Origin of the sequence: Bifidobacterium phasiani (assembly GCF_019331775.1) — a bacterium.
Lineage (GTDB): Bacteria > Actinomycetota > Actinomycetes > Actinomycetales > Bifidobacteriaceae > Bifidobacterium > Bifidobacterium phasiani.
In genome coordinates this window covers 1-22,596 of record NZ_JAHBBD010000018.1, presented here as the reverse complement: position 1 = coordinate 22,596, position 22,596 = coordinate 1, and the positions used below count along the sequence as shown (strand labels likewise).

Below are 22,596 nucleotides of genomic sequence, written 5' to 3'. Positions count from 1 at the left end.
CACGGACAAGGAATGTAAGCAATGTGCCAGAATGCTGAACCTCCATTGGACGAACCGGTCTCACGCGAGCTGCCGGAGCGGATCACGATCCCCCCGATCAGGGGCGAGATGGTGCATCTGCGTCCGGCGGCCGTGGAGGACCTGCCGCGTATGGATGAACTGGGGGCATACTGCGGCGCTTCGCGCATCACCGGCAAGGACGGCCAGGCCGAGCGCGCCGTCGTGCACGCCTGGGTCAGGCGCTCGGTGGCGTGGTCGGAGGGGCGCCCCTCGAGCGAGCTCGGCGTGGGCGACCCCGAGGAGCGGCGCACCATCGCCTGGGCGCTGCTCACCGACGCCGGCCATGACGACGACGGCGTGGTCGACGCCGGTTCGACCGACAACGTCATCGGCATGATCTTCCTGATCGACATCGACGGCTGGTCGCGCTCCGCCCGCATCCAGGTGGTGCTGGGCAAGGACTACCGCGGCCGCGGCTACTCGCGCGACGCGATGCCGCGCGTCATGACCTTCGGATTCGCCCCCGAGCCCGCCGGCCTGGGCCTGCACCGCATCTGGGTGGGCGTGCCGGAGAAGAACACGCGCTCGATCTCCGTCTACCAGTCGCTCGGCTTCGTGCCGTCCGGCACCTCCCGGGACGCCCTGTGGGACGCGGAGAACGGCAAGTACCAGGACCTCATCGTCATGGACACGCTCGCCGACGAGTACGATCCGATCCGCTCGCTCGACGCCTTCGGCATGCACGTGCTGGAGGACAACCCGGGCGTCAAGGAGGCGCTGAGCATGCGCGAGCACTCGGTGTCGATCCGCAAGCATTCGGTCGTCGTGGACAAGGCGCAGGCCGACGCGGGCCGTCCTCAGGAGGCGGCGCCCGAGGCGTCCCCGGCCCCGGCCCCGGCGCGGCGTGGCGTGGACGCGGATGACGCCGCGGCCCCCGAGGCCGTCGCCACGGCCGATGCGACCGGCGAGACCGGCGGCGCACCGGCCGCGTCGGCCGGCTACCGCGAGCCGGAGCGCATCGATGCGGGCCCCGAGGCGTCCGCGGACGCGGACGAGGAGAGCAACTGGCCGTATGGCGCGTCCGAGCGCAAGCCGTCGAAGAACGCCTGGTGGCGTATCCTTGGACGCGGACGCAAACGCAATACGGAAGGTATGTGATGAGTGCCGAGGACCTCGACAACTACGAAACCGATGCCGAACTCGCGCTGTACCGCGAATACCGCGACGTCATCAAGCTGTTCACCTACGTGGTGGAGACCGAACGCCGGTTCTACCTGGCCAACAAGGTGGACTTTAACGTGCGTTCTGCCGGCCAGGACGTCTACTTCGACGTGCAGCTGACCGACGCCTGGGTGTGGGACGTGTACCGCTCCTCGCGGTTCGTGAAGAACGTGCGCATCGTGACCTTCAAGGACGTCAACGTCGAGGAGGTCCAGAAGACCGACATCGACATCCCCGACGACATCCACTGACGGCGGTCCCGCACGGCGGCGGGGCCGCCGGGATCCGCATCCCGCATCGACGGCCGTCGACCCGCGATCGGCGCGGCCGGAACCGGCCGCGTCCGCGCGATGCGTGGCCACATGGTGATGATTCCCCGACCGCAGGTGTGGGGAGCCTGCGTTTTGGGTAAACTATGCGTGATTTCGGAGTACTACAAGGAGAAGAACCGTGACGAACAAGCAGACCGTGGTGATCATCGGCGGCGGCCCCGCCGGTCTGACCGCCGCTTGGGAACTCATCAAGGACGGCGGCGCGGAGCGATACGACGTGACCGTGCTCGAGGCGACCCGCGAATTCGGCGGCATCTCGCGCACCGTCAAACATAACGGCAACCGCATGGACATCGGCGGCCACCGCTTCTTCTCCAAGGACGAGCGCATCATGGACTGGTGGCGCGACGTCCTGCCGCTGCAGGGCGCTCCCAGCTACGACGACAGGAAGCTCGGCCGCCACCACGACCTCGAGCCCGGCGGCCCCGACCCGGAGACGACCGATGCGGTGATGCTCAAGCGCCACCGCGTCTCCCGCATCTACTGGAACCGCCATTTCTTCGACTACCCGATCAGCCTGTCGCCGAACACGCTCAAGGCCATGGGCCCGAAGCTGACGCTGCAGGCCGGCTTCTCGTACCTCAAGTCGATGGTGCACAAGCTGCCCGAGGACAATCTGGAGAACTTCTACATCAACCGCTTCGGCCGCAAGCTGTACTCGATGTTCTTCGAGGGCTACACCGAGAAGCTGTGGGGCCGCCATCCCTCGCAGATCTCCGCCGACTGGGGCGCGCAGCGCGTCAAGGGCCTGAGCGTGGTCGAGGTGCTCAAGAACGCCTTCGCCAAGCTGCTGCCGAAGAAGCAGGACGCCTCGAAGGTCGAGACCAGCCTGATCGAGGAGTTCTGGTACCCCAAGCTCGGCCCCGGCCAGCTGTGGGAGACCGTCGAGGAGCGCTGCGAGAAGGCGGGCGTCAGGGTGGTCACCGACGCGAACGTCGTCGAGGTGCGCCAGGAGGGCGGCCACATCGTCGCCGTCGTGTACGAGGACTCCGAGGGCAACCGCGTCGAGCTGCCCGCCGACGAGTTCATCTCGTCGATGCCGGTCAAGGACCTGGTGAACGCGCTCGGCGAGGGCGCGAAGGACGGCGACAGGCCCGTCCCCGGCGACATGACCGAGATCGCCAACGGCCTGCCGTACCGCGACTTCGTGACGGTCGGCCTGCTGGTCAAGCACCTGCGGCTGAAGAACACCACCGACATCCCCACGCTCGGCAACCCGCCGATCGTGCCGGACTGCTGGATCTACGTGCAGGATCCGGGCTACAAGGTCGGCCGCATCCAGGTGTTCAACAACTGGAGCCCGTACCTGGTCAAGGACGTGGACGACACCGTGTGGATCGGCCTGGAGTACTTCTGCGAGGAGGGCGACTCCTTCTGGAGCATGAGCGACGAGGAGACGACGCGCTTCGCGATCCAGGAGCTGACCCGCATGCGCGTGATCAACGGCCCGCAGGACGTGATCGACTCGCACCGCGAGCGCGTCAGGAAGGCCTACCCGGCCTACTTCGACACCTACGACCGCATGGACGAGCTGGTCGAGTACCTCGACTCGTTCGGCAACCTGTACTGCGTGGGCCGCAACGGCCAGCATCGCTACAACAACATGGACCACTCGATGGCGACCGCGATCGAGGCCGTCGGCAACATCAAGTCCGGCAGGACCTCGAAGAGGAACGTGTGGAGCGTGAACACCGAGAAGTCCTACCACGAGGAGAAGTAGCGGCGTCCCGCACGCCGCCCCGCGCCCGCCCGCCGATCCGCCGGTCCGCCCGGCCCGTCGGCGGGCGTTCGCATACCGGGGCGCCGCACGCCCGTTTCCCGTTGGGCGAACGGGTGCGCGGTGTTGCGTTGGTCGCGGCGGCGTTGTATGGTATTCAGAGTTCTTTCGCGTCGTGTTGAGATGCAGAACATTCGACAGCGGTTCTTCCGCAATCTTTTACCAGCCGTCCTCGGCATGCCCGGTACGGCGAAGGAAAGGTATTAGCAGTGGCAAATAGCCAGAATCTTGAAGATATGAGACTGCCAGAGCTCAAGGAGCTCGCCAAGCAGATGGGGCTTCGCGGCACGTCGACGATGCGTAAGCCGGAATTGCTGGCCACCCTGCAGGCCGCCCGGAGCGGCGGCGAGGCGCCCGAGGGCGTGACCGTCCGCGTGCCGGACGCGCCGGTGAAGACCGCGCCGTCCGAGGCCGCGCCGTCGCAGGAGACCCCGCAGGTCCAGGCCCCGGCCGGACGCCCCGAGCCGGCCCCGGCCGAGCAGGCCGCTCCGGCCGCCGACGCCGTCGACGAGGCGGCGATGCGCGCCGTCCAGGAGGCCGGGCGTGACGGCGAGTCCGCCCGCGGCCAGCGCCGCGAGCGCGACCGCAAGGGCGAGGAGCGTGGCTCCCGCCGCGCCTCGCACGGCCGCCGCTCCGACGACATCGCCGCCACGCTGCTGGACGAGCTGGACCTCAAGCCCGCCGAATCGAAGCGCGACGAGGCCCAGGAGCGCCGCCGCCAGGACGACGACCGGCAGGACGAGGGGCAGCCGATGCGTCGTCGCCGCCGCGGCGGCGAGCAGTCCCGCGGCGAGCGCCGCGAGGGCGGCAAGTCAGCCGGCGAGGGCAACGGCAACGTGCACGATCTCGACGACATCCTCGCCTCGCTGCCCGGCCAGAAGGGCGACGAGCCCGCCGAGTCCGGCGCGGGCGAGGAGCATGAGTTCTCGCGCCGCAGCCGCGGCCGCGACCGCGGCAACGACCGCCGCCAGCAGCGCCGCCGCGGCCGCGACCGCGATCTCGAGGAGCGCGAGGAGCCGCAGGAGGACCTGGTGCCGGTCGCCGGCATCGTCGACGTGCTGGATTCCTACGCGTTCATCCGCACCTCCGGCTACCTGCCCGGACCGAACGACGTGTACGTCTCGATGGGCCAGGTCAAGAAGTACGGCCTGCGCAAGGGCGACGCCGTGCACGGCACGATCCGCCCGCCGCGCGAGGGCGAGCGCCGCAACCAGCGCCAGAAGTTCGTGCCGCTGCAGGCCATCGACTCGATCAACGGCATGAGCGTGGAGGAGGCGGCGAACCGCCCGCAGTTCGCCAAGCTCACCCCGCTGTACCCGCAGGAGCGCCTCAAGCAGGAGACGACGCCGAACAAGCTCACCGGCCGTCTCATCGACATCGTCGCGCCGATCGGCAAGGGCCAGCGCGGCCTGATCGTCTCCCCGCCGAAGGCCGGCAAGACGATCACGCTGCAGAACATCGCCAACGCCATCGCCACGAACAACCCCGAGGTCCACCTCATGGTGGTGCTGGTGGACGAGCGCCCCGAAGAGGTCACCGACATGGAGCGCACCGTGCAGGGCGAGGTCATCTCCTCGACCTTCGACCGCCCGGCCTCCGACCACACGACCGTCGCCGAGCTGGCGATCGAGCGCGCCAAGCGCCTGGTCGAGCTGGGCCAGGACGTGGTCGTGCTGCTCGACTCGATGACCCGCCTCGCCCGCGCCTACAACATCGCCGCGCCGGCCTCCGGGCGCATCCTGTCCGGCGGCGTGGACGCGCAGGCGCTGTACCCGCCGAAGAAGTTCTTCGGCGCCGCCCGCAACATCGAGAACGGCGGCTCGCTGACGATCATCTCGTCCGCGCTGGTCGAGACCGGCTCGAAGATGGACGAGGTCATCTTCGAGGAGTTCAAGGGCACCGGCAACATGGAGCTCAAGCTCAGCCGCGAGCTGGCCGACAAGCGCCTGTTCCCGGCCATCGACGTCAACTCGTCCGGCACCCGCCGCGAGGAGCTCATCACGCCGCCCGACGAGCTGTCGGTGGTCTACCGGCTGCGCCGTCTGCTCGGCGGCCTGGAGCCCGAGCAGGCCTACCAGACGCTGGTGCCGCGCCTGAAGAAGACGCCGACGAACCGCGACTTCCTGGCCGCGATCGTCCAGCAGAGCAACTCCAGCGCCATCAACGGCAACTGACCCGTCCGCCGGCGGAAGCGCCGGCCGGCGACGGAACGACCCGTGCCCCACGATTGTGGGGCACGGGTCGTTCCGTTTTTCGGGATGGCCGGGGACGGCGCGCCGGGGCGACGTGGCCGGAGGTGATGTGGCCGGATGTGGTGTAGTCGAGATGGTGCGGCCGGGGCGACGTGGCCGGATATGCCGCGGTCGAGACGAAGCAGCCCAGCCGGTGCGACCGAGACGGGACGGCCGCGGCGGGGCGTCCCGTCTCTCGGCCCCGTCGCGGGTCACAGACGGGCTCGGACGGGCTCAAGCGGGTTCGGATGGATACCGGTAGGCTCAGGCTGGCTCGGACGAGCTCAGCCGGGCTCGGACGGGTCGCAGACGGATACCGAGAGGCTTGGTCGGCTCAGGCGACCGGCGCCAGGTCGCGGCGTGTGGTGCGGCGGGCCGCGGCGCGCTCGGCGAACGCGCGCATGCGGCGCACGCCCTCGCGCAGCTCGGCGGCGTCGCCCGCGTACGACAGCCGCACGAACCCCGCGCCCTCGTCGCCGAACGCGCGGCCCGGCACCACGGCGACGCGCTCCTCGCGCAGCAGGCGCTCGGCGAACGTCTCGTCGTCCAGCCCGGTCGGGCGCACGTCCGCGAACACGTAGAACGCGCCCTGCGGCGCGGTCGGGCGCAGCGCCTCGCAGCCCTCCAGCCCGTCCAGGACGATGCCGCGTTTGGCGCGGTAGTCCTCGCGCATCGCGACGATCGGGTCGAGCGGCCCGGCGAGCGCGGCCGCGCCGCCGTACTGGGCGGTCGAGTTCACCGAGGAGTGCATGAGCTCGGCGATCTTGCTGGTCTGCTCGATGACCGCGGCGGGGGCGAGCAGGTAGCCGATGCGCCAGCCGGTCATCGCGAAGGTCTTCGACAGGCTTTCGACGATGATCGTGCGCTCGCGCATGCCGGGGACGGCCGCGATCGACGGCGCCGCCGGGATTGCCGGGCGCCACGCGCCGTCCGCGCCGTCCGTGCCGCCGGCGGCCGGGGCCGCGGCGTCCTCGTCGAACACGAACGGGTGGTACACCTCGTCCGAGACGGCCCACAGGCCGTGCCGGCGGCAGACCTCGCCGATCCGGGCCAGTTCGGCCGCCGTGGTGACCGCGCCGGTCGGGTTGCCCGGCGAGTTGATGATGACGGCGCGCGTGCGCGGCGTGACCGCGCTTGCAATGTCGTCGGCGTTCACGCGCATGCCGTGCTCGGGGCGCAGCGCCACGGGCACCGGCACGCCGCCGCACAGCATGACCTCCGCCGCGTACGAGGTGAAGTACGGCGCGGGGATGACGACCTCGTCGCCGGGGTCGACGACGGCCTTGAGCGCCAGGTACAGCCCGATGGTCGCGCCGTCGACGGCCTGGACCTCGGCGTCCGGGTCGTAGCGCAGCCCCTTGACGCGCCGGGTGTAGTCGGCGGCCGCGGCGCGGAACTCCGGGATGCCGAGCACGTTGGTGTAGGTGGTCATGCCCTCGCGGATGGACCGGCAGGCCGCCTCGACGATGTGCGGTGCCGCGGTGACGCTCGGCTCGCCGACGCACAGCGAGATGACGTCGGGCACCGCGTCCACGCGGTCGAAGACGTCGCGGATGCCGGACCGGGGAATGTTCAGCGCGCTTGTTGATAATTTCTGCACAATCCACCTCCGAAAAGTAAAATATTCGATTAAACCAAAAATTATCATAAAAAATATTGCATAGTGCGTCAATGGGGGACACTCCGCGCCCCATCGGCCCCATGTGCCGCGCGCGGCGGCGCCGCGACGTCCACGACGGTCCGCGGCAATCGGGTAAGCTGATGGATGGGAACGACATATGCGGTGCGGCGTATGATTGCGCCGAACATCGGAAGGGGAGGAACCAATGAGCGCATCGAACAACGGCGCCGGCGGCGAGGGCGGCGGTCGCGGGGGCGCGTCCATCGACGCCACCGACGTCCTGATCCTCGACCTGCTGGAGGCCGACGGGCGGGCCACGCTCTCGGAGCTGTCCGAGGCGGCCGGGCTGTCCGTGTCCGCCGTGCAGTCGCGCGTGCAGAAGCTGGAGCGACGCGGGGCGATCAAGGGGTACCGGGCCGTGGTGGACCAGGAGATGCGCGGCCTGCCGATCGGCGCGTTCGTGGCGGTCACGCCGCTCGACTACAGCGAGGAGGCCTCGATCCCGGAGAAGCTCGAGGGCATCCCCGGCATCCTGTCATGCTATTCGATCGCCGGGGCGCCGAGCTTCATGCTGGTGGTCCGCGTGGCCTCGCCGACCAAGCTCGAGGAGCTGCTCAACCTGATCCACCGCACGGTCCCGGTGAGCACCGAGACCACGATGATCCTGCAGACGTACTTCACGCGCTGACCGGCCGCTGCCGCGGGCCGCGGGGGTGGTGCGGTAGTCTGGTGGCATGAGCGATAACGACAGCGGTGACTGGAAGGACACGACCATCGACGCGGCCGAGGCCGCGGCCCACCCCGAGGTGGCCTCGGAGGTCGCGAGGATCAGGCAGCTACGCCAGTCCATCGACAACGTCGACATGGCGGTCGTGGCGCTGCTGGCCGAGCGGTTCAAGTACACGTCGCAGGTGGGGGTGCTCAAGGCGCGCGCCGGGTTCGCGCCGGCCGACCACCAGCGCGAGGCGTACCAGATCGAGCGTCTGCGCCGCCTCGCCGTCGAGGCCGGCCTCGACCCGGAGATCGCCGAGATCTACCGGGAGTTCGTGGTGACCGAGGCGAAGAAGCGCCACCAGCGCATCGCCGACGCCGGCGGCGACCCCGGCGTCCTCGACGTCTTCGCCTGATTCCCGCATGACCTGATCCCCCGTATATGCGAGCAAGGCCGTACGCCCGGGCGTCCCGGGGCGTACGGCCTTGCTCGTTATACGGCCTGCGCCGGCGTCAGCGCTTCGGCTTCCTGGCGGGCGGCTCGCCGAGCTCGCTGCTCTCGACGGTCACGCGCCCGGCCTCCTCGGCGGAGGCGTCGTCGGCGACCTCCCTCTCCACCAGGTCGATGCGGCCCGTCACGCGGCCGGCCTGCGCGACGTCGTCGATCACGGAGCGGATCGCCCGCACGCCGTCGGCGCCGGCGGCCAGCGTCGCGCCGAGGATCGGGGTCTTCATCGAGACCTTCGCCTCCGACTTGATGCGGCGCAGCTCGGCCAGAGCCTTGCCGGCCCAATCGAGCGTGTCCGGAGCGGCGTCGCCGGCGGCCTGCGCGTAGACGGCCGCGTCGGGCCATGCGGCGCGGTGCACCGAGCCCTCGCCCTCGTGCATCCAGCTCCACACCTCCTCGGCGGCGTAGGGCAGGTACGGCGCGAACAGGCGGGCGAACGCGTCGAGCGCCAGGCCCAGCGTGGTGCGGGCCGAACGCACGTCGGCCTCGGCCGGCGCGGCTCCGGAGGCGTCCGGGGTGCCGTAGGCGCGGTTCTTCACCAGCTCGATGTAGTCGTCGCAGAACTGCCAGAAGAAGCTCTCGATGGTCTCCAGCGCCTTGGCGTGCTCGTACTCGTCGAGCGCCTTGGTGGCCTGGCGCACCACCAGGGTCATCTTGGCCATCATCGCGCGGTCGAGCGGGTTGGTCACGTCGGCCGGGTCCCACGCGGCCGAGGCGGCCTCGCCGACGTGGTGGCTCTCGTCCTCGCGGCCGATCGCCAGCGCGAACTTGGTGGCGTTGAGCAGCTTGATGGCCAGGCGGCGGCCGATCTTCATCTGCCCCTCGTCGTAGGTGGCGTCGAGGCCGAGCTTGGCGGAGGCGGCCCAGTAGCGCACCGCGTCGGCGCCGAACTTGTCGATCGGCTCGTTCGGCACGACCACGTTGCCCTTCGACTTCGACATCTTCTTGTGGTCGGGGTCGAGGATCCAGCCCGACAGCGTCGCGTGCGCCCACGGCAGGCAGCCGTTCTCCAGATGCGCGCGGTCGACGGTCGAGAACAGCCAGGTGCGGATGATGTCCTGGCCCTGCGGGCGCAGGTCCATCGGGAACGTGGCGCGGAACAGCGCCTGGTTCTCCTCGCCGGGCTCCTCCCAGCGGGTCACGATCTGCGGGGTGAGCGAGGAGGTCGCCCAGGTGTCCATGATGTCCGGCTCGGCGGTGAAGCCGCCGGGCACGTCGCGCTGCGACTCGTCGTAGCCCTCCGGCACGTCGGTCGTCGGGTCGATCGGCAGGCGGTCCTCGCCCGGCGTGATCGGGTGGTCGTAGTCCGGGGTGCCGTCGGCCTTGACCGGGTACCACAGCGGGAACGGCACGCCGAAGAAGCGCTGGCGGGAGATCAGCCAGTCGCCGTTCAGGCCGTTCACCCAGTTCTCGTAGCGCACGCGCATGAAGTCGGGGTGGAACTCGAGCTCGCGGCCGCGCTCGATGAGCTCGGCGTTCAGCTTGGCGTCGGTGCCGCCGTTCTTCAGGTACCACTGGCGCGAGGTGACGATCTCGAGCGGCTTGTCGCCCTTCTCGTAGAAGTTCGTCATACGCGTGGTCGGGGTCGGCTCGCCGTCCAGGTCGCCGGACTCGCGCAGCGCGTCGACGACGATCTTGCGCGCCGAGAACGTGGTCTTGCCGGCGGTCCGCGCGAACAGCTCGCGGCCGGCCTCGTCCTCGATCCAGTCCGGGACGTCCATGACGATGCGGCCGTTGCGCTGGATGATCGAACGCAGCGGCAGGTTCAGGTCGCGCCACCACTGCACGTCGGTCACGTCGCCGAAGGTGCAGCACATGGCGATGCCGGCGCCCTTGTCCATCTCGGCGGCCGGGTGCGCGAGGATCGGCACCCTGACCTTGAACAGCGGGGAGTAGACGTACTGGCCGAAGTACGGCCGGTAGCGCTCGTCGTCCGGGTTCGCGATCAGCGAGGTGCAGGCCGCGAGCAGCTCGGGGCGGGTCGTCTCGATGTAGATCGGGGTGCCGTCCTCGAAGTGGAACGCCACCTTGTGGTAGAAGCCGGGGTACTCGCGCGACTCGAGCTCGGCCTGGGCCACCGCGGTCTGGAACGTCACGTCCCACAGACCCGGGGCCTCCTGCTGGTAGGCCTCGCCGCGCGCCAGGTTGCGCAGGAACGCCTTCTGCGCGACGCGCTGCGGGTGCTCGCCGATGGTGTGGTAGGTCTGCGACCAGTCGATCGACAGGCCGAGCTTGCGCCACAGCGCCTCGAACTGCCGCTCGTCCTGGGCGGTCAGCCGCTCGCACAGCTCGATGAAGTTCTTGCGGCTGATCGGCACCTGGTCCTTGGCGTCGATCTTCTTGCCGTCGGTGCCCTCGAACGGGGGCTTGAAGTCGGGATCGTACTTCAGCGACGTGTCCACGCGCACGCCGTAGTAGTTCTGCACGCGGCGCTCGGTGGGCAGGCCGTTGTCGTCCCAGCCCATCGGGTAGAACACGTCGTAGCCGCGCATGCGCTTGTAGCGGGCCACCACGTCGGTGTGCGTGTAGGAGAACACATGGCCCACATGCAGCGACCCGGACACCGTGGGCGGCGGGGTGTCGATGGAGTACACGGCCTTGCGGTCGCGGGTGCCCCGGAACCTGTAGACGCCGGTGCCGTCCCAGACGCCGCGCCACTTGTCCTCGAGGCCGTCGACGCCCACCTTGTCGGGCAGGGGCGTCAGATGCGCGTTGATGATGTTGTCTTGGCTCTCAGTCATAAGGGCTAGTCTAGAAATCCGTTGTGACAACGGCCCCGGCGGGCTAGCCGAGCGTCACGCCGGACAGCGGCAGCCAGGACTCGACCATGTTGGTCGGGTATCCGGTCAGCCGGGGCTTGGCCGCCACGTACGAGTTGCAGGAGTACAGCCAGTCGCTGGCCGCGTCCTGGCTGACGGTCCGCGCGAACGCCGCCATGCCGCTGATGTAGTCCGCCTCGTTGGCGGCGGAGGTCGCCGCGTCGTACTGCTCCTGGGCGACGGCGTCGGTGTAGTGGGAGAACGACGAGGGGTCGGCGTACGCGTCGGCGGTGTCGTCGCCGGTCACCGTCATGATCGTCATGTCGAACTGCCGCGCGTCGATGGTCGTCCGGTAGTCGGCCTCGTCGAGCACCTGCACCGTGACCGGCACGCCGCCCTGCTCGATCTGCGTCTCGATCGCCTCGGCGAGGTCCTGGTGGCGCTCCTGCACGACCAGGCGCAGGCCGTTGTTGTAGTAGCCGGTGCCGAAGTACGAGGCGAGCGCCGCGCCCTGGTCCACGTCGTGCGGGAACAGGCCGGTCAGGTCCTCGTAGCCCGGGTCGAGCGGGCCGATCGGGCCTCCCAGCGCCTCGGCGGCGCCGGGCTGGGTGTTGGCCAGCGTCTCGTTGTCGACCAGATAGCGCAGCGCCTGGCGCATGCGCGAGTCGGAGAGGATGGAGTCGGCGTCGTTGTTGAACGCGAGCACCGTCTTGGACAGGCTCTGCCCGGCCGCGACGTTCAGCGTCGGGTCCTCGCTCAGCGTCTGCGCGGTGGACGCGCTCAGCGCCACCGCCATCGTCGCGTCGCCGTCGTGCAGCGCCGTCACCATGTCGTCCTCGTCGGCGTAGTAGCGCAGCGTGATCGTCGCGGTCGCCGCCTGGTCGCCCCAGTACGCGTCGTTGCGCCGCAGCCCGATGCTCACGCCGGTGCGGAAGTCCCCGACGGTGAACGGGCCGGAGCCCACGGCCTGCCGCCCGTAGTCGATGTCGGCCTCGGCGTCGTACACGATGCCGGCCCGCCCGGCCAGCGACCGCAGCAGCCTGGGATCGGGCCGGCTGAGCGTGACGACGACGGTCGAGCCGTCCGGGTTGCTCACCTCGCTGAGCCGCGTCAGGTCGTCGGCGCCCTGGTAGGCGTGCTGCACGATCTGCTGCAGCGACCAGACCACGTCCGAGGCGTCCAGCGCGTCCCCGTTCGAGAAGCGCACGCCGTCGCGGATCGTGAACGTGTAGGTCAGCCCGTCCTCGGAGACCTCCCAGCGCTCGGCGAGCCCGGGGGAGAGCGTGTTGTCCTGCTGGCGCGCGACCAGCGTCTCGTAGACGTTGCCCAGCAGCGCCTGCTCGACGGCCGTGTCCGCGTCGGTGCGGATGTCGAGCGACGACGGCGCGCCGACCAGACCGACGGTGACCGACGAGTCGGAGGTCACCGAGGTGACGTCTGGCAGCAGGTCGCGGTGCCGCAGCACCGACCAGCCGAGCCATACCAGCAGCCCCAGCGCCGCCGTGATCGCCACGAACACCGCCCACCTGCGCAGCGAACCGTTCCTGTTTCCGTGCATGGTTCCGAGTCTAGCCGCAGATGCCGGGTCCTGGGGACGCGTTCGGGGAGCCGCCGGGGAGAAACCGATGAATTCTTAGGAGACGCCCATGCCGCTTTCGGCGCTTGGACAGGTCGCTCTCAGCGGGCAGCCGCCGCACGCCGGCCTGCGCGCATGGCAGGTGGCGCGCCCGTGCAGGATCAGCCGGTGCGACAGGTCGGTCCACTCCCCGGGCGGGAAGCACGCCGTGATCTCGCGCTCGATGCGCACCGGGTCGGGCGGGTCCGCGGCCCAGTCCTCGCGCCAGCGCAGGCGCCCGGTCACGCGCATGACGTGCGTGTCCACCGGGAATCCCGGGACGCCGAACGCGTTGCCGAGCACCACGTTGGCGGTTTTGCGCCCCACGCCCGGCAGCGTGACCAGCTCCTGCATCGTGGAGGGCACCTCGCCGCCGAAGCGCTCGACGATCCGCCGCGCGAGCCCGATGACGTTGCGCGCCTTGGCGTGGTGGAAGCCGATCGGGTGGATGATGTCCTCGACCCGCTCGGGGTCGGCCGCGGCCAGCGCCTCGACGTCGGGGTACTCGGCGAACAGCGTGGGGGTGACGGTGTTGACCCGCCGGTCCGTGGTCTGCGCGCTGAGCACGGTGGCCACCAGCAGCTGCAGCGGCGTCTCGAAGTCCAGCGCGCAGCGCGGCTCGGGGAAGACCTCGCACAGGATGGCGTACTCGTCGTGCATGCGCGCCAGGCGCGCCCGCTTCGATTCCCTCGGCATGGCCGGCACGCCCCTCAGGCGTCGCGCCGCGCGTCGGCCGCCGACGCGTCGGCCTCGGGCGGGTCGAAGCGGTAGCCGACGTTGCGCACCGTGCCGATGAGATGCTCGTACTCGCCGCCCAGCTTGGCGCGCAGGCGGCGGATGTGCACGTCGACCGTGCGGGTGCCGCCGTAGTAGTCGTAGCCCCACACCTCCTGCAGCAGCTGCGCGCGGGTGAACACGCGGCCCGGGTGCTGCACCAGGTATTTGAGCAGCTCGAACTCCTTGTACGCCAGGTCGATCGGATGGCCGCGCAGGCTGGCGGTGTAGCCGTTCGTGTCGACGACCAGGTCGCCGCAGCGCAGCTGGCCGCTGCTCGCCTGGGCGTCGGCGTCCAGCGCGTCCGGCGAGGCCGCGGCCGGCGCCATCGCCCCGCGCTCGGAGACCAGCCGCAGCCGGCCCTCGACCTCGGCCGGCGAGGCGGAGGAGAGCACCATGTCGGCGATGCCCCACTGCGCGTTGACCACCGGGAACCCGCCGTCCGTGAGCACCAGGATGATGGGCGTGCTCAGCCCCGTGGCGTGGACCATGCGGCAGATCGTCTTGGCGCTGGCCAGGTCGTCGCGCGCGTCGACGAACAGGATCGTGTCCTCGGGCATGCGCACCAGGCTGGCGGCGTCGAGCGGCAGCACGCGGACGCGGTGGGACAGCAGCGCCAGCGAGGGCAGGACGGAGGCGGGGTCGTCCGCCGGCGTCATCAACGTAAGATCCGTCATAAGCCTCCCTTCGCCGGCCGTACCCCATCGCCGCCCATGGATACGCCGTGTGAACCGTTGGTGAAGAACGGTACTGCAAGGATTGTACTTGCCGCGCCCCACAAACGCCGCGGCGGGGACGCATTGTGGGCACTTGCGACTACATTGGTACCAGTATCGAGTCGGTCGAACGTCGAGAAAAGAGGCGATCATGGTCGCAGCGCAATCCCTGACGGAACGCGGCGCCGGCACCCCGGTCAAGGTGGATGCGGCGGCCGCGCAGATCATCGCGTACGCGGTGCTGGCGGCGTGCTCCCTGCTCACCCCGGCCCGCGACCCCGGCGCCGCGGTCAGCGTGCCGGTCACGGCGGCCGGCGTGCTGCTGGCGCTGGCGGCGTTCCTGGTCTGCTCGCCGCTGCGCGACGGCCTGGCCGGACGCGTGATCGCCGCCGTCGCCGCCGTCGCGTCGCTGGCGTTCGCGCTGGTGCCCTCGATCCGCTCCGTGATCTTCCCCGCCGTGGCGACCGGCGCCGAGGGCGTCGCCGAAGCCGGCCATCCGCAGGAGGTCTGGGCCGCCGGCGCCTGCGGCCTGCTGGTGGCGCTGGTCATCGTCTCGTTCGCCCGGCAGATGGCGCGCGAGGAGCGCTCGCATCTGATCCGCTCGCTGTCGCACGGGGTGACGGGCGGCGTGGCCTGCATCGCGGTGTCCGGATGGTGCTTCCTGCCCGATCTGATCGAGGCCGGACGCTCCACCGGCTCCGTCGCGGTGTGGGCGGCCGTCGCGGTGATCGTCGTCGTGGCGGCGGCGCTGGCCGCGTGCTCGCGGCTGTGGGCCGGGGACGCGAACCCGCCGGAGGGCGCGCGGCGTCCGGGTATCGGCATCGGGCTGATCCCGGTGATGCTGCTCGGTCCGGTGGTCGCGATCTCGTCGCTCGTCGTCGCCCTGCTGTGATGCCCGGGCGGTGACGAGCGGGCTGGCCGCGTCCTGGCGGTGATGTCCGGGCGGCGGCGCTCGGGCTGTCGCGTCCTGGCTGTGACGCCTGGGCTGTGGCGCTCGGGCTGTCGCGTTTACGCTATTGCGTCCGGTCGCCGCGTCCGCGCCGTGAGCGCGACGTCCTACGCAAAAACGGCCGTGCGCCCCGGATCGGGGGACGCACGGCCGTTTCGCGTATGTCGGGGGAAAGGGCGACTCACTCGGCCTCGGAGGCTGCGAGGCGCTCCTTGGCGGCGACGATCTGCCTCTCGGCCTCGGCGACGCCGGCCCAGTAGTCGCCGGGCATGACCTCCTTGCCGGGCTCCAGGGCCTTGTACTGCTCGAAGAAGTGCTTGATCTCGGCCTTGTGGTACTCCGAGACGTCGTCGATGTCCTTGATGTCGTCGAAGCGCACGTCGGCGGGCACGCACAGCACCTTGTCGTCGCCGCCGGCCTCGTCGACCATGTGGTACAGGCCCACGGCGCGGCACTCGACCACGCAGCCCGGGAACACCGAGTTCGGGATCATGACCAGCGCGTCGAGCGGGTCGCCGTCCTCGCCGAGGGTGCCGTCGATGTAGCCGTAGTCGTCCGGGTAGCCCATCGAGGTGAACAGGGTGCGGTCCAGGAACACGCGGCCGGTCTCGTGGTCGACCTCGTACTTGTTCTTGGAGCCGCGCGGGATCTCGACCACGACGTTGAAGGTTTCTGCCATTGTCTTCTCCTTAAAAGACGTATGGATATTCCACCTACCAACGATACCCCACCCGCCGCGCGCCCGGCCGGACCGCGTGCGCCGCGTCGCGCCGCGGCGGGGCGCCGGCCCGGCGGGCACGAAAAAGGGGGCCGCGGATGCGGCCCCCGATGCATGTTGCCATGCGCGTCAAGCGGTCAGTCTAGCCGGCGGCGTCGACGCGCTCAGCCCTGCACGCTGAGGATGTGCGCCACGTCGGCCCACGGGGCCAGCGAGACGAAGTTGTCCCAGCCCCACTGGAACTCGCGGCCGGTCAGCTCGTCGCGCACGGTGACGGGCCGGTCGGTCGGCAGGCCGAGCTCGGGCAGCTCGATGTGCACGGTCGACTGGTGGGCGTTGTGGCCGTCGAGGTTGACGACCACGATCAGCGTGTCCGCCTGGCCGGTGCCGGTCAGCTCGGCCGGGGTGTGGCGGGCGAACGCGAGGATGCTCGGATCCGAGGTCGGCAGCACCGTGAGGTTGTGGTAGCTGCGGGTGGCCGGGTGCCTGCGGCGGATCTCGTTGAGCGCGCCGAGCAGCTCGGCGATGCCGTACTTGTCGGCCTCCTTCCAGTCGCGCACCTTGATCTCGTACTTCTCGTTGTCGATCTGCTCCTCGAAGCCGGGGCGCTGGCGGTTCTCGATCAGCTCGTAGCCGTTGTAGATGCCCCACGACGGCGAGCCCATCGCGGCGAGCACGGCGCGCACCGCATGGCCGGCGATGCCGTTGTCGCGCACGTAGGCGGTGAGGATGTCCGGCGTGGTCGGCCAGAAGGTGTTGTGCTGGTAGTAGGCGCCGTCGCCGTTGGTCTCGCCGAGGTACTCGGCCAGCTCCTCCTTGGTGTTGCGCCACGGGAAGTAGCAGTGCGACTGCGTGAAGCCGACGTAGCTCAGCGCGCGCATCATGCCCGGGCGGGTGAACGCCTCGGCCAGGAACAGGACCTCGGGGTGCTTCCTGGTCACCGCGGCGATCACGTCCTGCCAGAAGCGGACCGGCTTGGTGTGCGGGTTGTCGACGCGGAAGATCGTCACGCCCGCGTCGATCCACAGGTTCATGACGCGCTCGACCTCGCGCTCAATGCCGGGCATGTCGGCGTTGAAGTCGATCGGGTAGATGTCCTGGTACTTCTTCGGCGGGTTCTCGGCGAACGCGATCGTGCCGTCCGGCTTGGTGCGGAACCAGTTCGGATGCTGCCTGACCCACGGGTGGTCGGGCGAGCACTGCAGCGCGAAGTCGAGGGCGATCTCCAGGCCCAGCTCGTGGGCGCGGGCGACGAACGCCTTGAAGTCGTCCATCGTGCCCAGCAGCGGGTCGACCGTGTCGTGGCCGCCCAGCTCGGAGCCGATGCCGAACGGCGAGCCCGGGTCGTTCGGGCCGGCGACCAGCGAGTTGTTGCGGCCCTTGCGGTTGGTCACGCCGATCGGGAAGATCGGCGGCAGGTAGACGATGTCGAAGCCCTCCTCGGCGGCGCGCTCGAGGCCGGTCATCGCGGTGCGGAAGTTGCCCTGGACGATGCGGCCGTGCTCCTCGTCGTAGTAGGCGCCCTCGGAGCGCGGGAAGAACTGGTACCACGCGGCGAAGCTCGACTTCGGGCGTTCGACCTTGAAGGTCCGCGGGCGGCTGGGGGCGATGCCGTCGCGCAGCGGGTGCGTCCCGTGCAGCGCCTCGATGCGCGGGTTGTCGGCCTCGGCCAGGCGCGCCTCGGCCGGGCGCTCGCGGTCCGACATGCGCTCGGCGGCCTGCTCGAGGTGCTTGCGGTCGCGCGCGCTCAGATGGGCGTCCTCGGTGTGCGCCCAACGGCTGAGCAGCTCGGCGCCGCTGGTCAGCGCGTTCTCGACGTCGTCGCCGACCTGGACCTTGATCCGCGCGTCGTGCAGCCAGGAGGCGTAGGTGTCCTCCCAGCCCTCGATGGTGACGGTCCACTCGCCGAGCTGGCGGCGGACGGCCGGGTAGTCCTCGTCCCACGGCTTGAGGTCGCTGTGCTCGCCGGCCTTGAGCGTGGCGGTCCAGCGGTCGAGGCCCGGGTTCACGCAGGTCATCGCGACGCGCTGCATCTCGCGGCCGCGCGGGTTGCGCAGCACGGCGGTGGCGCCGACCTTGGTGCGGCCCTCGATGAACACCTGGGCGGTGACCTCGAAGGGCTCGCCGAGCTCGACGCGCGCGGGGAAGACCCCCTGCTCGGCGCTCGGGGTGATGTCCATGACCACGATGCGCCCGAACTGCTCGGGGGAGGTCACGGGGATGGACGGCGCGGGAGCCTCGCCGGGCATGGCCTTCTTGGCGGTCGCCCTCGACGCGGCGGCCGACGAGGCCTTGGCGGAGCGACGGGTCCTGCCCGCGGTGGTGGGTTTCTTTTCGGTGGTGCGCGTGCTCGCGCTGTTGTTTGCTGTCATAGTGCCCATTGTAGAGGCGGCGCCGCGCAAACGAGGCAGGGGCGTGGGGATGTGGACAACTTTTTGCCCGGCGCCCGGCGACGCCCGGAATGTGGATGGAGGCCGCCGCCGGGTTGTCCACAACACGCCGGAACCGGCAGGCCTTCGACCACAACGCCCGGGGGCGCTGTACAGGGAGCCCCCGTGTGCGGCAGGCTCGGAGCACGGCCCGTATCGAGGGGATGCGGGACCTGATCGAAAGGACCACAGATGAACAGAGCATTGCGCCTGTGCCTGCTGGCGGTGGCGGCGCTCGTGGCGCTCGCCGTGGCGGCGGCCGCGCCGCTGGGGGTCGCGCGGGCCGCCGGGCTCGCCCCGCCCCACCCGGGCACGTTCCTGACCTACCGGCACGACGGGCAGACCTTGTATATCGGGGCGATCGGCACGTCGGACCGCGGCCACGTCTACTGCATCGAGGCGGGCAAGCCGGCGGACATGACCTACGGCGAGGAGCGTCCGATCCCGGACGGCGACGCGGCGCGCCGGGTTGCCTGGCTGGCCGACCGGTACGCCGGTTCGCGCGACCCGATGATCCACGCCGGCATCGGCGTGCTCGCGCACCGCCACTTCGACCTGGATCCGGCGCAGTGGGAGCTGCACTGGGGCAGCATCCGCGCGCAGCACCCCGACCTGGAGGGCGTGGCCGGCCGGCTGTGGGACGAGGCCGGCGCCGGCATGCCCGCGGGCGCCCGGGCGACCTACGCCTACGAGGAGGGGCTGCGCTCCGGCGCGGTGGACGTGGCGGTGGTCGACGGATCCGGCGGCCTGGTCGCCGGGGTGCCGTACCGCGTGACGCTGAGCGGCCCGGCGCGCTTCGAGGACGGCGGGTCCTGGATCGAAGGGGTGTCCGGGACCCGGCCCATCCGCCACGCCTGGCGGGCCGACGGGGCCGGCGAGGTGCGGGCGGACGTCGAGTACGACCGTCCCGCGCTGCAGCAGCTGGTCAGCAACCAGGACTACGTGAGGTTCGCGGGCGCCGAGCGCAGCCGTGGCGACGGCGTGCGGTTCGCGGTGCGCAAGGACTTCACCCCGTCGATCGCCACACGGGCGGAGCGGCGGGTCGTCGACGCCGGGCGGCCGGTCGTCGACCATGTGACCTCGGGCGTGCGGGGCGAGGACAGCCATTGGCCCGAGGGGCTGGAGCTGACCGCCAGCGGCTGGTACTTCGACGGCCTGGACGCCGGGGACCTCGAACAGGGGATGGTGACCCCCGACGCGCAGGCCTCCGCGGACGGCGGCGCGGCGGGGGAGCCCGGCGCGGCGGAGCGGTTCCTGGAGCGGCTGGCCGGTATGGGGTACGAGCCCGCCGCCTACGGCGAGGCGACGTTCGACGCCCCGGGGCAGACGCGGGCCGTCCGCGCCGTGACCGAGCCCGGCGGCGACCGCCCGTATCAGGCGCCTCGATCCGGCGGGTTCGGCACCTGGGTGTGGGCGTTCGAGACGGCGCGGCAGAGCGACCGGGCCCGCGCCTACGTGCTGCGCGACGTCGTCAGCCCGTTCCTGGAGGCGCCCGAGACCAACGCCAACCGCGCGAGGGTGGCCGTGTCCTCCGTCGTGACCGACCATTCGGCCGCGGTCGGGGCCGAGCTGAGCGACACGATCACGGTCCGCGGGTTCCCGGAGGACCACGGCGCGTTCGCCGGCGACGAGACCTACGGCATCGGGCCGGACGAGCCGTACGCGCAGGTCAGCGTGTGGTGGGCCGGCGATCCGGACGACCCGGCGAACGACGGGGCGTACCGGCCGGACGGCGCGCGGCCGCCCGCGCAGGACGAGCACCACAGGCTCGTCGGCACCTGGGACTACCCGGCGGTCGACGGCACGCTGCGCGTCGGCGCCGGCGCGCCGGACGCCCACGGCGACCCGGTGCACATCACGGCGGAGCGCCACGGCTGGTACGTGTTCATATGGAGCTTCAAGGGCGACGACAGGGTGATGCCCGCCGCCAGCGCCTACGACGACGCCTGGGAGCGCACCCGCGTCGAGGAGTTCGCGCGTCCGGACGGGCCGACGATCGTCACGCAGGTCGATCCGGCGGAGGTGGCGGTCGGCGAGCCGTTCCATGACGCCGCGCGGATCCGCGGCACGGTGCCGGAAGGGGCGTACATGGAGTTCGAGGCCTATCGCGCGGTCGGCGAGGATCAGGCCCCGGACGCGCGGGGACTGCTCATGGGGCCCGAGCGGGTGGCGGTGGACCACACGCTGCGGGACCAGACGGTGTCGAGTCCGCAGACGCGCTCGCCGGAGCCGGGTCTGGTGCACTGGCGGGCCACGCTGTTCTCGCCGTCGGGCGACGTGCTGGCCACCCATGAGCTGGGCGTGGAGAGCGAGGTCGTGACCGTCCGCCCGGAGGCGCCGGAGCCGGTGACGCTGCCGCGGACCGGCGTGTCGGTCGGCGTGGTCGCCCTGGTGGCGCTGGCGGCCCTGGCGACCGCGGCGGCGATGGTCGTGTCGATAGCCCGCCGCAGCGGCAGGTGAGGCCCGTGCCCGCCGGCGGAACCGGCCCGTCGGCGGGCATGAAACGACAAAGGCCGGGAACCTGTGGTTCCCGGCCTTTATATATGTGGTAGCGGGGCATGGATTTGAACCGTGGACCTCTGGCAACATAGTTGGCCAGAGGTCCACGGTTCAAATCCATGAAGCCTCATTATTGAAGTTTATTCTAGCGGCGTAAAGGCTGCGGCGGCCGTCAAGGATGCCGGCCATGGCTATGAAGCAAACGCAGCCTCCTGCGCAGTGGAGGGAAGACATCACCGATTGGCTCGGCTCATTGAAGGCGGCGGGCCTAAGCGTTGAGACGATACGATGCCGGCGGTGCAAGATGACGCATATCGCCCGCGGCCTGGATACGCCGCCAGGCGAGGTGACCGGCGAGCAACTGGTGCGGTGGATGGCCGCGCAGGACTGGCGGCCCGAGACACGCAAGGGGTATCGCAACACGGCCAACAGCTTTTTCTCCTGGATGCAGCAAGCAGGTAGGCGCGACGACAATCCCGCGTCGATACTGCCCAGGGTACGCCGGCCCAAACCGCATCCGCGCCCGTGCCCTGACAGACACATCCGGCAGGCGCTGCATGACGCGACGCCAGTCGAACGGCTCATGCTGCGGCTGGGAGCGGAGGCGGGGCTGCGGTTGTCCGAGATAGCGTCGGTCAGATCAGACGACGTGCTGGCCATGCCGGACGGTGCCATGCTGGTCGTGCGTGGCAAAGGCGACAAACAACGTATCGTGCCAATCGACGGAGACCTGGCCGACACGATAATCGCCGCCGGCGGCTGGCTGTTCCCCGGCAGGTGGTCGGGACATGTCGAAAAATCCTACGTGTCCCGCCACCTGCGCCGGGTATTGCCAGACGGGTGGGGGCCGCATACGTTGCGGCACAGGTACGCGACGACGGTGTACGAGGCGACGCATGACCTGCTGCTGGTGTCCAGGCTGCTGGGCCATGCGTCTGTCGAGACCACGCAGATCTACGTGGCCATGCCCGACTCGCGGCTGCGGGCGGGCATGGATGCGGTCAGACTGGCGGTCTAATCGTCCTCGTCGGTGGCGGTGATGGTGATCTGGAGGCTGTCCAGCTTGTCCTTGACGGCCTGCTGGACTGTCTGGGCGATCTGGTCGGGGTCGGCTCCCATGGCCTTGCTGAGGGCCTCGACGGCGGCGGTGAGCGCGGTGACCTGCGCGGACAGCTGCGGGATCATGGTGTCGTGTATGCGGATCACGTCGCTGGTGGCGTCGCTGATGATGTCTCGCGCCTTGCGCCCGTTGGGCAGGGTGTGGACCCACTGGCCCTCGGTGATGCCCGAGTCGTGCATGCGGATGATGTCGCTGGTCGCGTCGCTGATGATGTCCCGGGCGTGCCGCCCGTTGGGCAGCACGTGGGTCCAGATGCGCATGATGTCGTCGTCGCTGATTGCCATGTCGTCTCCTTCCAGGATGGCGTTTGCTTTGTCGATGACCTGCTGGTAGGGCAGGCCGTTGGGCGTGAGGTCCGGGCATCCGGCGTGGTCGGTGCCGGGTATCTCCCGGTGGAGCCATACGTTGCCGTTGGTGCCGTCGTGCCACAGGTGGTCCCACCCGTATCGGCGGGCGATGTCCGCGCACAGGCGGGCGCTGGCCTCCACGCATGCGCTGGTGCACACGGCGCCCTGGGCCATGCCGCCCTCGTGCTCGATGCTGATGGTGCTGTTGTTGCTCGTATAGTTAGCGTCGCTGTAGCTGCCGTCGGCCTCGTCGACGTACTGGTGGATGG

The 22,596-nt window shown here is 70.3% G+C and carries 17 protein-coding genes; 9 read left to right on the top strand and 8 right to left on the bottom strand.

Going from position 1 to position 22,596, the window contains the following annotated elements:
* Positions 1-21 precede the first annotated feature (21 nt).
* From KIH73_RS07890 to rho, 4 genes are all read left to right on the top strand, one after another.
* A complete protein-coding gene (locus KIH73_RS07890; RefSeq protein WP_219082292.1) occupies positions 22-1,158 on the top strand; it encodes a GNAT family N-acetyltransferase in 1,137 nt (378 codons plus the stop codon).
* Positions 1,158-1,472 (top strand): DUF2469 domain-containing protein, encoded by a 315-nt coding sequence (locus KIH73_RS07885; protein ID WP_219082290.1) that lies wholly within the window; start codon positions 1,158-1,160, stop codon positions 1,470-1,472. The genes KIH73_RS07890 and KIH73_RS07885 overlap by 1 nt, the downstream gene beginning before the upstream one ends.
* Positions 1,473-1,671: 199 nt before the next feature.
* Positions 1,672-3,273: an NAD(P)/FAD-dependent oxidoreductase gene (locus tag KIH73_RS07880; protein ID WP_219082288.1), complete on the top strand. Its 1,602-nt coding sequence runs from the start codon at positions 1,672-1,674 to the stop codon at positions 3,271-3,273.
* Between the two features lie 266 nt (positions 3,274-3,539).
* Complete coding sequence (gene rho / locus KIH73_RS07875) at positions 3,540-5,504, top strand: transcription termination factor Rho (RefSeq protein ID WP_219082286.1); 1,965 nt, start codon at positions 3,540-3,542, stop codon at positions 5,502-5,504.
* A gap of 391 nt (positions 5,505-5,895) precedes the next feature.
* On the opposite strand, the gene KIH73_RS07870 is transcribed toward rho, so the two are convergent.
* Positions 5,896-7,161 carry a pyridoxal phosphate-dependent aminotransferase gene (locus tag KIH73_RS07870; RefSeq protein WP_338023980.1) on the bottom strand — a complete coding sequence of 422 codons (1,266 nt, stop codon included), beginning with the start codon at positions 7,159-7,161 and terminating at the stop codon, positions 5,896-5,898.
* Positions 7,162-7,387: 226 nt separating this feature from the next.
* On the opposite strand from KIH73_RS07870, the gene KIH73_RS07865 reads away from it, so the two are divergent.
* Both KIH73_RS07865 and KIH73_RS07860 read left to right on the top strand, forming a co-directional pair.
* The gene (locus KIH73_RS07865) at positions 7,388-7,870 is read left to right on the top strand and encodes an Lrp/AsnC family transcriptional regulator (protein WP_219082282.1); all 483 of its coding nucleotides are present in this window, start codon (positions 7,388-7,390) and stop codon (positions 7,868-7,870) included.
* A gap of 46 nt (positions 7,871-7,916) precedes the next feature.
* On the top strand, positions 7,917-8,309 hold the full coding sequence (locus KIH73_RS07860) for a chorismate mutase (RefSeq protein WP_219082280.1): 393 nt from the start codon (positions 7,917-7,919) through the stop codon (positions 8,307-8,309).
* A 97-nt stretch (positions 8,310-8,406) separates the two neighbouring features.
* Here the strand turns inward: KIH73_RS07860 and valS are convergent, their stop codons facing one another.
* The 4 genes from valS to KIH73_RS07840 form a co-directional block, all read right to left on the bottom strand.
* Entirely contained in the window at positions 8,407-11,142 is a 2,736-nt protein-coding gene (gene valS / locus KIH73_RS07855; RefSeq protein ID WP_219082278.1) for a valine--tRNA ligase, read from the bottom strand.
* 43 nt (positions 11,143-11,185) lie between these two features.
* A complete protein-coding gene (locus KIH73_RS07850; RefSeq protein WP_219082276.1) occupies positions 11,186-12,718 on the bottom strand; it encodes an ABC transporter substrate-binding protein in 1,533 nt (510 codons plus the stop codon).
* A gap of 75 nt (positions 12,719-12,793) precedes the next feature.
* Positions 12,794-13,471, bottom strand: a complete 678-nt coding sequence (gene nth, locus KIH73_RS07845) for an endonuclease III (protein WP_219082273.1) — start codon at positions 13,469-13,471, stop codon at positions 12,794-12,796.
* 14 nt (positions 13,472-13,485) lie between these two features.
* Positions 13,486-14,226 (bottom strand): winged helix-turn-helix transcriptional regulator, encoded by a 741-nt coding sequence (locus KIH73_RS07840; RefSeq protein ID WP_219082271.1) that lies wholly within the window; start codon positions 14,224-14,226, stop codon positions 13,486-13,488.
* 190 nt (positions 14,227-14,416) lie between these two features.
* On the opposite strand from KIH73_RS07840, the gene KIH73_RS07835 reads away from it, so the two are divergent.
* Positions 14,417-15,157, top strand: a complete 741-nt coding sequence (locus KIH73_RS07835) for a hypothetical protein (protein ID WP_219082269.1) — start codon at positions 14,417-14,419, stop codon at positions 15,155-15,157.
* Between the two features lie 238 nt (positions 15,158-15,395).
* Here KIH73_RS07835 and KIH73_RS07830 read toward each other — a convergent pair whose 3' ends face one another.
* Together KIH73_RS07830 and KIH73_RS07825 are read right to left on the bottom strand one after the other, a co-directional pair.
* Positions 15,396-15,893: an inorganic diphosphatase gene (locus KIH73_RS07830; protein WP_219082267.1), complete on the bottom strand. Its 498-nt coding sequence runs from the start codon at positions 15,891-15,893 to the stop codon at positions 15,396-15,398.
* Positions 15,894-16,096: 203 nt separating this feature from the next.
* Positions 16,097-18,313 carry an alpha-1,4-glucan--maltose-1-phosphate maltosyltransferase gene (locus tag KIH73_RS07825; protein WP_219082265.1) on the bottom strand — a complete coding sequence of 739 codons (2,217 nt, stop codon included), beginning with the start codon at positions 18,311-18,313 and terminating at the stop codon, positions 16,097-16,099.
* A 240-nt stretch (positions 18,314-18,553) separates the two neighbouring features.
* Between KIH73_RS07825 and KIH73_RS07820 the strand changes: the two genes are divergently transcribed.
* Together KIH73_RS07820 and KIH73_RS07815 are read left to right on the top strand one after the other, a co-directional pair.
* Positions 18,554-20,821, top strand: a complete 2,268-nt coding sequence (locus tag KIH73_RS07820) for a peptidase (RefSeq protein WP_219082263.1) — start codon at positions 18,554-18,556, stop codon at positions 20,819-20,821.
* Positions 20,822-21,047: 226 nt separating this feature from the next.
* Positions 21,048-21,878 (top strand): tyrosine-type recombinase/integrase, encoded by an 831-nt coding sequence (locus tag KIH73_RS07815; RefSeq protein WP_219082261.1) that lies wholly within the window; start codon positions 21,048-21,050, stop codon positions 21,876-21,878.
* On the opposite strand, the gene KIH73_RS07810 is transcribed toward KIH73_RS07815, so the two are convergent.
* A partial coding sequence (locus KIH73_RS07810) for a peptidoglycan recognition protein family protein (protein WP_219082259.1) occupies positions 21,875-22,596 on the bottom strand: 722 nt, incomplete at its 5' end. The two genes, KIH73_RS07815 and KIH73_RS07810, sit on opposite strands and share 4 nt — an antisense overlap.

Bases quoted from the DNA above. Each gene is read 5' to 3' on its own strand.
- KIH73_RS07840 (WP_219082271.1), bottom strand. From the start codon at position 14,226: ATGACGGATCTTACGTTGATGACGCCGGCGGACGACCCCGCCTCCGTC.
- KIH73_RS07850 (WP_219082276.1), bottom strand. From the start codon at position 12,718: ATGCACGGAAACAGGAACGGTTCGCTGCGCAGGTGGGCGGTGTTCGTG.
- KIH73_RS07885 (WP_219082290.1), top strand. From the start codon at position 1,158: ATGAGTGCCGAGGACCTCGACAACTACGAAACCGATGCCGAACTCGCG.
- KIH73_RS07865 (WP_219082282.1), top strand. From the start codon at position 7,388: ATGAGCGCATCGAACAACGGCGCCGGCGGCGAGGGCGGCGGTCGCGGG.
- KIH73_RS07835 (WP_219082269.1), top strand. From the start codon at position 14,417: ATGGTCGCAGCGCAATCCCTGACGGAACGCGGCGCCGGCACCCCGGTC.
- nth (WP_219082273.1), bottom strand. From the start codon at position 13,471: ATGCCGAGGGAATCGAAGCGGGCGCGCCTGGCGCGCATGCACGACGAG.
- KIH73_RS07830 (WP_219082267.1), bottom strand. From the start codon at position 15,893: ATGGCAGAAACCTTCAACGTCGTGGTCGAGATCCCGCGCGGCTCCAAG.
- KIH73_RS07860 (WP_219082280.1), top strand. From the start codon at position 7,917: ATGAGCGATAACGACAGCGGTGACTGGAAGGACACGACCATCGACGCG.
- KIH73_RS07815 (WP_219082261.1), top strand. From the start codon at position 21,048: ATGGCTATGAAGCAAACGCAGCCTCCTGCGCAGTGGAGGGAAGACATC.
- KIH73_RS07825 (WP_219082265.1), bottom strand. From the start codon at position 18,313: ATGGGCACTATGACAGCAAACAACAGCGCGAGCACGCGCACCACCGAA.
- valS (WP_219082278.1), bottom strand. From the start codon at position 11,142: ATGACTGAGAGCCAAGACAACATCATCAACGCGCATCTGACGCCCCTG.
- KIH73_RS07890 (WP_219082292.1), top strand. From the start codon at position 22: ATGTGCCAGAATGCTGAACCTCCATTGGACGAACCGGTCTCACGCGAG.
- KIH73_RS07820 (WP_219082263.1), top strand. From the start codon at position 18,554: ATGAACAGAGCATTGCGCCTGTGCCTGCTGGCGGTGGCGGCGCTCGTG.